The organism is Streptococcus pseudopneumoniae, assembly GCF_001074565.1.
Lineage (GTDB): Bacteria > Bacillota > Bacilli > Lactobacillales > Streptococcaceae > Streptococcus > Streptococcus pseudopneumoniae_J.
Genome location: NZ_JUQX01000007.1, coordinates 1 through 7,891, shown reverse-complemented (window position 1 = coordinate 7,891; position 7,891 = coordinate 1). Strand labels below are relative to the sequence as shown.

The 7,891-nt window shown below is 41.3% G+C and carries 8 protein-coding genes; 7 read left to right on the top strand and 1 reads right to left on the bottom strand.

Annotated features, from left to right (window positions below):
* The first annotated feature begins 133 nt into the window (after positions 1-133).
* Positions 134-1,540 carry a F0F1 ATP synthase subunit beta gene (atpD, locus tag ADI74_RS01030; protein ID WP_049536478.1) on the top strand — a complete coding sequence of 469 codons (1,407 nt, stop codon included), beginning with the start codon at positions 134-136 and terminating at the stop codon, positions 1,538-1,540.
* Between the two features lie 10 nt (positions 1,541-1,550).
* A complete protein-coding gene (locus ADI74_RS01025) occupies positions 1,551-1,970 on the top strand; it encodes a F0F1 ATP synthase subunit epsilon (protein ID WP_000068035.1) in 420 nt (139 codons plus the stop codon).
* A 35-nt stretch (positions 1,971-2,005) separates the two neighbouring features.
* On the opposite strand, the gene ADI74_RS01020 is transcribed toward ADI74_RS01025, so the two are convergent.
* Positions 2,006-3,019 carry a lactonase family protein gene (locus ADI74_RS01020; RefSeq protein ID WP_049536476.1) on the bottom strand — a complete coding sequence of 338 codons (1,014 nt, stop codon included), beginning with the start codon at positions 3,017-3,019 and terminating at the stop codon, positions 2,006-2,008.
* Positions 3,020-3,163: 144 nt separating this feature from the next.
* On the opposite strand from ADI74_RS01020, the gene ADI74_RS01015 reads away from it, so the two are divergent.
* From ADI74_RS01015 to ADI74_RS00995, 5 genes are all read left to right on the top strand, one after another.
* Positions 3,164-4,330: an AI-2E family transporter gene (locus ADI74_RS01015; protein WP_049536475.1), complete on the top strand. Its 1,167-nt coding sequence runs from the start codon at positions 3,164-3,166 to the stop codon at positions 4,328-4,330.
* On the top strand, positions 4,320-5,549 hold the full coding sequence (locus ADI74_RS01010) for a tetratricopeptide repeat protein (protein ID WP_049536473.1): 1,230 nt from the start codon (positions 4,320-4,322) through the stop codon (positions 5,547-5,549). The genes ADI74_RS01015 and ADI74_RS01010 overlap by 11 nt, the downstream gene beginning before the upstream one ends.
* 136 nt (positions 5,550-5,685) lie before the next feature.
* The gene (locus ADI74_RS01005) at positions 5,686-6,327 is read left to right on the top strand and encodes an amino acid ABC transporter permease (protein ID WP_049536472.1); all 642 of its coding nucleotides are present in this window, start codon (positions 5,686-5,688) and stop codon (positions 6,325-6,327) included.
* Positions 6,328-6,337: 10 nt separating this feature from the next.
* Positions 6,338-6,967: an amino acid ABC transporter ATP-binding protein gene (locus ADI74_RS01000; protein WP_049536470.1), complete on the top strand. Its 630-nt coding sequence runs from the start codon at positions 6,338-6,340 to the stop codon at positions 6,965-6,967.
* 9 nt (positions 6,968-6,976) lie between these two features.
* Complete coding sequence (locus tag ADI74_RS00995; RefSeq protein WP_049536468.1) at positions 6,977-7,816, top strand: amino acid ABC transporter substrate-binding protein; 840 nt, start codon at positions 6,977-6,979, stop codon at positions 7,814-7,816.
* The last annotated feature ends 75 nt before the right edge of the window (positions 7,817-7,891 follow it).

The following is a 7,891-nucleotide window of genomic DNA, read 5'->3' as shown; positions in this document are numbered from 1 at the left end:
CTAGGAAGCTAGCCGCAGGCTGTACTTGAGTACGGTAAGGCGACGCTGACGTGGTTTGAAGAGATTTTCGAAGAGTATTAGGACCTAGTTGAGCTAGGAACCGACAGTATCTTATATAGAATAGGAGAAGGAGATGAGTTCAGGTAAAATTGCTCAGGTTATCGGACCCGTTGTAGACGTCTTGTTTGCAGCAGGGGAAACACTTCCTGAGATTAACAATGCACTTGTCGTCTACAAAAATGACGAAAGAAAAACAAAAATCGTCCTTGAAGTAGCCTTGGAGTTGGGTGATGGTATGGTCCGTACAATCGCCATGGAATCAACTGATGGTTTGACTCGTGGAATGGAAGTTTTGGACACAGGTCGTCCAATCTCGGTTCCAGTAGGTAAAGAAACTTTGGGACGTGTCTTCAATGTTTTGGGAGATACCATTGACTTGGATGCTCCTTTCGCTGAAGACGCTGAGCGTCAGCCAATTCATAAAAAAGCTCCAACTTTTGATGAATTGTCTACCTCATCTGAAATCTTGGAAACAGGGATTAAGGTTATCGACCTTCTTGCCCCTTACCTTAAAGGTGGGAAAGTTGGACTCTTCGGTGGTGCCGGAGTTGGTAAAACCGTCTTGATCCAAGAATTGATTCACAACATCGCTCAAGAACACGGTGGTATTTCAGTATTTACCGGTGTTGGGGAACGTACTCGTGAAGGGAACGACCTCTACTGGGAAATGAAAGAATCAGGCGTTATCGAGAAAACAGCCATGGTATTTGGTCAGATGAATGAGCCACCAGGAGCCCGTATGCGTGTTGCCCTTACTGGTTTGACCATCGCCGAATACTTCCGTGATGTAGAAGGCCAAGATGTGCTTCTCTTTATTGACAATATTTTCCGTTTCACTCAGGCTGGTTCAGAAGTATCTGCCCTTTTGGGTCGGATGCCGTCAGCCGTTGGTTACCAACCAACACTTGCAACGGAGATGGGTCAATTGCAAGAGCGTATCACGTCAACTAAGAAGGGTTCTGTAACCTCTATCCAAGCCATCTATGTGCCTGCGGATGACTATACTGACCCAGCGCCAGCAACAGCCTTCGCTCACTTGGATTCAACAACAAACTTGGAACGTAAGTTGGTACAGTTGGGGATTTACCCAGCCGTTGACCCACTTGCTTCAAGCTCTCGTGCCTTGGCACCTGAGATTGTTGGTGAGGAGCACTATGCTGTTGCTGCGGAAGTCAAACGTGTACTTCAACGTTACCATGAATTGCAAGACATCATTGCTATCCTTGGTATGGATGAACTTTCTGATGAAGAAAAAACCTTGGTTGCACGTGCCCGTCGTATCCAGTTCTTCTTGTCACAAAACTTCAACGTTGCGGAGCAATTTACTGGCCAACCTGGTTCGTATGTACCAGTAGCGGAAACGGTTCGTGGCTTTAAGGAAATCCTTGAAGGGAAATATGACCAGCTACCAGAAGATGCCTTCCGTGGTGTCGGTTCAATCGAAGACGTCATTGCTAAGGCAGAGAAAATGGGATTTTAAGAGGTGACCTATGGCTCAGTTAACTGTCCAGATCGTGACACCAGATGGCCTCGTCTATGATCACCATGCCAGCTTTGTATCGGTTCGAACTCTGGATGGTGAGATGGGGATCTTGCCACGACATGAAAATATGATTGCAGTTTTAGCGGTTGATGAAGTAAAGGTAAAGCGAATCGATGATGATACTCATGTAAACTGGATTGCAGTGAACGGGGGGATTATCGAGATTGCCAATGACATCATTACCATTGTAGCCGACTCAGCAGAGCGTGCTCGTGATATCGATATCAGTCGTGCGGAACGTGCCAAACTTCGAGCTGAACGAGAAATCGAAGAAGCCCATGAAAAGCACTTAATAGACCAAGAACGACGTGCTAAGATTGCGCTTCAACGTGCCATTAACCGTATTAATGTTAGAAATAAACTATAAAAAATGAACTTGAAACTCAAGTTCATTTTTTTATCTTAGTTAGAAAAACTGATGCAAACTCCTTCTGGGACATGGAAGTCGTTAGAAAGCTCTGCAAGACGACCACTTTCAGGATTGCGCTTAAAGACCGTTGCATTATCAGAATCTTGGTGAACAGCAATCAAAAATTCCTGATCAGGTGTGATATCAAAATCACGTGGTGTTTTACCGTGACTTGGAACGATCTCTAATAATTCCAGACTACCATCAGCGAGGATTGTATAGACTGCAATGGAATCATGGCCTCGATTGGATGCATAAAGGTATTTACCATCCTTTGAAAGACGTATAGCAGCAGTACCGTTAAAGCCCGTATACCCGTCCGGCAAGGTCGAAATAACTTGCATGCGTTCAAACTCACCAACCCCATCATAAATCAAGACCTCAATAGTGCTATTCAGTTCGCAGATAAGATAGGCAATCTTATAGTGGTGGTGGAAAACGATGTGGCGCGGACCTGCTCCAGCTTGGCTGTGATAAGTGTAGAGTTTACTTAGTTTTCCTTCTGGACTAATATCATAGGTCGTTACTTCATCTGTACCTAGATCACAGGTGACGAGGTACTGGTCAGGTGTTAGATCTGTAAAGTGTACATGTGAGGAAGTTTGGTTTTCATGAGGACCTTGTCCGCTATGCTGATCTAGATCCGTTTGGATGAGGCTACCATCCGCTTGACGTTTATAAACTAGAACTTGACCTTTATGATAGTTGGCACCGTAAACGAGACTACGCTTTTCATCCACTGCCACATAGCAATGAGGAGCGCCTTCTTCAACTACATGATTTAACAAAGTGCCATCGGTCTTGTAAGCAGCGATGCCACCTAAGCCATCCTGACTTCCTACGGTGTATAAGTGTTGTTTCTGGTCAAAAGCAAGGTAGGTCGGACTAGGTTCAGCTGCAAAAAGTTCAAGGTTTGTGAGCTGACCGGTTTCTGTATCAAAGTCTGCCTTGTATATCCCTTTAGATAAGCGACGAGTATAAGTTCCAAAATAAACAGTTTCTTTCATGTCCATACCTCTTAATAATGATAAGTTCATTATACCACAAAATAACTGCCTTGATGCATCAGTCTTCTTTATGTAAGCACTTTAAAAAAGAGTTATTTTAGATTAAAAATGGTATAATGAGAGAATGACAGAAAGGATGTATTTATGGAACATAAAGAGAAACATTTTAGCCTATCTTGGTTTTTTAAGTGGTTTTTAGATAACAAAGCTATCACTGTATTTTTAGTAACCTTGTTACTGGGGCTGAACATTTTCATTCTAAGTAAGATTAGTTTTATTTTTTTACCTGTTTTAGACTTTTTAGGGGTTGTCATGTTGCCAGTTATTTTATCTGGTTTACTTTATTACCTCCTCAATCCGATTGTTGACTGGATGGAGAAGCACAAAATCAATCGTGTGCTTGCTATCAGTATTGTTTTTGTCATTATTGGAATTTTTATCATTTGGGGGCTGGCAGTCGCTATTCCAAATCTCCAACGCCAGGTCTTAAATTTTGCAAAGAATGTGCCTAGCTACCTCGAAGATGCTGACCGTGTTATCAATGATCTTGTAACCAAACGCTTGCCAGATGATTTTAGACCTCAGTTAGAGCAAGTACTTGCAAATGTTTCTACTGAGGCGACCATGTGGGCCAGCAAAATCTCTTCTCAAGCCGTTAACTGGGTCAGCGCCTTTATCAGTAGTGTTTCCCAGGTCATAGTAGCGGTTATTATCGTACCCTTCATGCTCTTTTATCTCTTGCGCGATGGAAAAGGTTTACGTGATTATTTAACTAAGTTTATCCCAACCAAGTTAAAAGAACCTGTGGGTGAAGTCCTATCAGATGTCAATAAACAGCTGTCAAACTATGTTAGAGGACAGGTTACAGTAGCTATTATTGTAGCTATTATGTTTATTATCTTCTTTAAGATTATCGGCCTACGCTACGCTGTCACTCTAGGTGTAACGGCTGGTATTCTAAATCTAGTCCCTTATCTAGGTAGTTTCCTTGCCATGCTGCCTGCCCTTGTTTTAGGTTTAATAGCAGGACCTGTCATGCTATTGAAAGTTGTGATAGTCTTTATCGTAGAACAAACAATTGAAGGGCGCTTCGTTTCACCTCTTATTCTAGGTAGTCAGCTAAACATCCATCCTATCAATGTTCTCTTTGTTCTCCTAACTTCAGGTTCTATGTTTGGTATTTGGGGAGTCTTGCTGGGAATCCCTGTCTATGCTTCCGCTAAGGTAGTTATTTCTGCTGTCTTTAACTGGTACAAAAAGGTCAGCGGTTTGTATGAAGAAGAAGGGGAGGAAATCAAGAGTGAACAATAGTCAACGCATGCTCCAGGCTTTGGATGAACAAGATCTAAACAAAGCAGATCAGTATTTTCGCAAAGCACTTGAAACTGATTCGACCAAAGTTCTCTACGAATTAGCAAATTATCTTGAGGGAATTGGCTTTTATCCTCAGGCAAAGGAAATCTATCTAAAAATTGTGTCAGAATTTCCAGAAGTGAATCTGAACCTGGCAAGCATTGCTAGCGAGGATGGCAACGTTGAGGAAGCCTTTGCCTATCTGGAAGAAATCACACCAGATAGTGATTGGTATGTATCGGCTTTGGTATTAAAAGCAGATCTCTATCAATTGGAAGGATTGACAGATGTAGCACGAGAAAAATTACTAGAAGCCTTAAGTTATTCAGATGATCCCATATTAGTTTTTGGTTTGGCTGAATTGGATAGTGAGTTAGGAAACTATCAGGAAGCCATTCAAGGCTACGCTCAGTTGGATAACCGCTATATTTACGAACAAACGGGCGTATCAACCTACCAACGAATCGGCTACGCATATGCTCAGTTAGGCAAGTTTGAAGCCGCAACTGAATTCCTAGAAAAAGCCTTAGAATTAGAATACGATGATCAAACTGCCTTTGAACTGGCTAGTCTTTACTTTGACCAAGAAGAGTATCAAAAATCCGTTCTTTACTTTAAGCAGATTGATACCATTTCACCTGATTTTGAAGGATATGAGTATGGTTATAGTCAAGCCTTGCACAAGGAACATCAGGTGGAGGAAGCCCTTCGTATCGTTAAACAGGGTTTGGAGAAAAATCCGTTTGAAACTCGTCTCTTGCTAGCGGCCTCTCAGTTTTCTTATGAATTGCATGATGCTAAGGCAGCGGAGGACTTTCTCCTTACTGCCAAAGAAGATGCAGAGGATACAGAAGAAATTTTCCTTCGCCTTGCAACCATTTATATGGAACAAGAACGGTATGAAGATATCATCGCTCTCCAAAGTCAAGAACCTGAAAATCTCCTTACCAAGTGGATGATTGCCCGTTCTTACCAGGAAATCGAGGATTTAGATAAGGCCTATGAGCTCTATCAAGAATTGTCATCTGACCTCAAGGACAATCCAGAGTTTCTGGAGCAATATACTTATCTGTTGCGTGAATTGGGATATTTTGAAGAAGCCAAAGTGCAAGCCGAAGCCTATTTAAAACTAGTCCCAGATGATGTTCAAATGCAAGAACTCTTAGAAACACTTTAAAAGTTATCTCTCTAAAAACGTATCCGTCAATTTGGCAGATACGTTTTTTTGGAAGAAATAGAATTTTTTTACAATTACTCTTGCTAAATTGTTTATTTATGCTATAATAGGAACAATTATTTTTAGGAGGTGCAGTATGTCTTATATGTTTGAGATATTACCAAGTTTATTGAACGGTGCAAGTATGACAATTCAAGTCTTTGCTCTAGTCTTGATCTTTTCAATTCCTTTAGGGATTATCATCGCTTTTGCCTTGCAAATCCATTGGAAACCCCTCCATTATCTGATTGACCTTTATATTTGGGTGATGCGAGGCACTCCCTTGCTCTTGCAATTAATCTTTATTTACTATGTTCTCCCTAGCATTGGGATACGTTTGGATCGTCTTCCTGCCGCCGTGATCGCTTTTGTATTAAACTATGCAGCCTACTTTGCTGAAATCTTTCGTGGAGGTATTGAGACTATTCCGAAAGGACAGTACGAGGCTGCAAAAGTGTTGAAGTTTAGTCCAGTTGCGACAGTTCGGTATATCATACTTCCTCAGGTGACAAAGATTGTCTTACCGAGTGTATTTAATGAGATTATGAGTTTAGTCAAGGATACCTCTTTGGTCTATGCCTTGGGGATCTCAGATTTGATCTTAGCTAGTCGTACAGCAGCCAATCGAGATGCCAGTCTTGTTCCTATGTTTTTAGCCGGAGCGATTTATTTGATTATGATTGGTATTGTTACCATTGTAGCGAAAAAACTTGAGAAGAAGTACAGTTATTACAGATAGGAGGATTGCTATGTTAGAATTACGAAACATCAACAAGGCCTTTGGTGGCAAACAAATCTTAACCAACTTTAGCCTAACTATTCCTGAAAAGCAAATCCTTGCAATCGTAGGTCCATCAGGAGGAGGCAAGACTACCTTGTTACGCATGCTAGCTGGATTGGAAACCATCGATTCTGGAGAAATTTACTATAATGGCGAATCGCTAGCTATAGACGAACTAGAAAAGCGTAATCTACTAGGATTTGTTTTCCAAGACTTTCAACTCTTTCCGCATTTGACAGTTCTGGACAATTTGACCCTATCGCCTGTGAAAACTATGGGAATGAAGCAGGAAAAGGCTGAGAAGAAGGCGCGTGGTTTGTTAGAACAACTTGGGTTAGCAGGACATGCAGATGCCTTTCCATTCTCACTTTCAGGTGGGCAAAAACAGCGTGTTGCCTTAGCGCGTGCCATGATGATTGATCCTGAAATTATCGGATATGATGAGCCGACATCAGCTTTAGACCCAGAACTACGATTAGAAGTGGAAAAACTTATCCTTCAAAATAAAGAGCGTGGCATGACCCAGATTGTTGTTACCCACGATCTTCAGTTTGCCGAAAATATTGCTGATCAGATCCTTAAGGTTGAGCCGAAGTAGGAGGTGCCTATGAAGAAAAAGAAAATTGCCTTTGTAATTACCTTGTTCTTTAGCTTCTTTCTGACGGCTTGTACTCAGAAGGCAAGTGATCCAAATCAGGATAATTGGGCCAAATATCAAAAGCAGGGTAGCATTACCATTGGCTTTGACAATACCTTTGTTCCCATGGGGTTTGAAGAGAAGAATGGCCAGTATGTAGGTTTTGATATAGACCTAGCCCAAGCTGTTTCTGAAAAGCTAGGAATTCAGATTAAATTTCAACCCATCGACTGGGATATGAAAGAAACCGAACTACAAAACGGTACTATTGATGCCATCTGGAATGGCTATACAGCTACAGATGAACGGAAAGAGAAGGTTGCTTTTACTATTCCTTACATGGAAAATCAACAAGTTTTAGTTTCTAAGAAATCTCAGAACATCCAGTCAGTCAAAGATATGAGTAAGAAGGTTTTGGGAGCTCAGGCAGGTTCTTCTGGTTATTTAGACTTTGAAGAGCAGCCAGACTTGCTAAAAAGTCTAGTGAAAGACCAGAAAGCTAATCAATACCAAAGTTTCAATGAAGCCTTGATTGATTTGAAGAATGATCGGATTGATGCCTTGTTGATTGACCGTGTCTATGCCAATTACTATCTCCAGTTTGAAGGGATATTAAGTGACTACAATGTTTTTTCAGCTGGCTTTGAAAGTGAAGCTTTTGCAGTTGGTGTTAGGCCTGCTGATAAAACGTTGCTAGATGCCTTGAACCAGGTCTTAGTTGCACTATACAAAGAAGGAAAGTTCCAGGAAATTAGTAAAAAATGGTTTGGAGAAGATGTAGCAACCAGTCACGTTAAAAATCAAGAATAAGAAAAGAGATTGAGTTTTGTACTGACCCCAAAAAGTTAGACAATTAATTTATCCAAAGGATTTAGTTCTGTATTG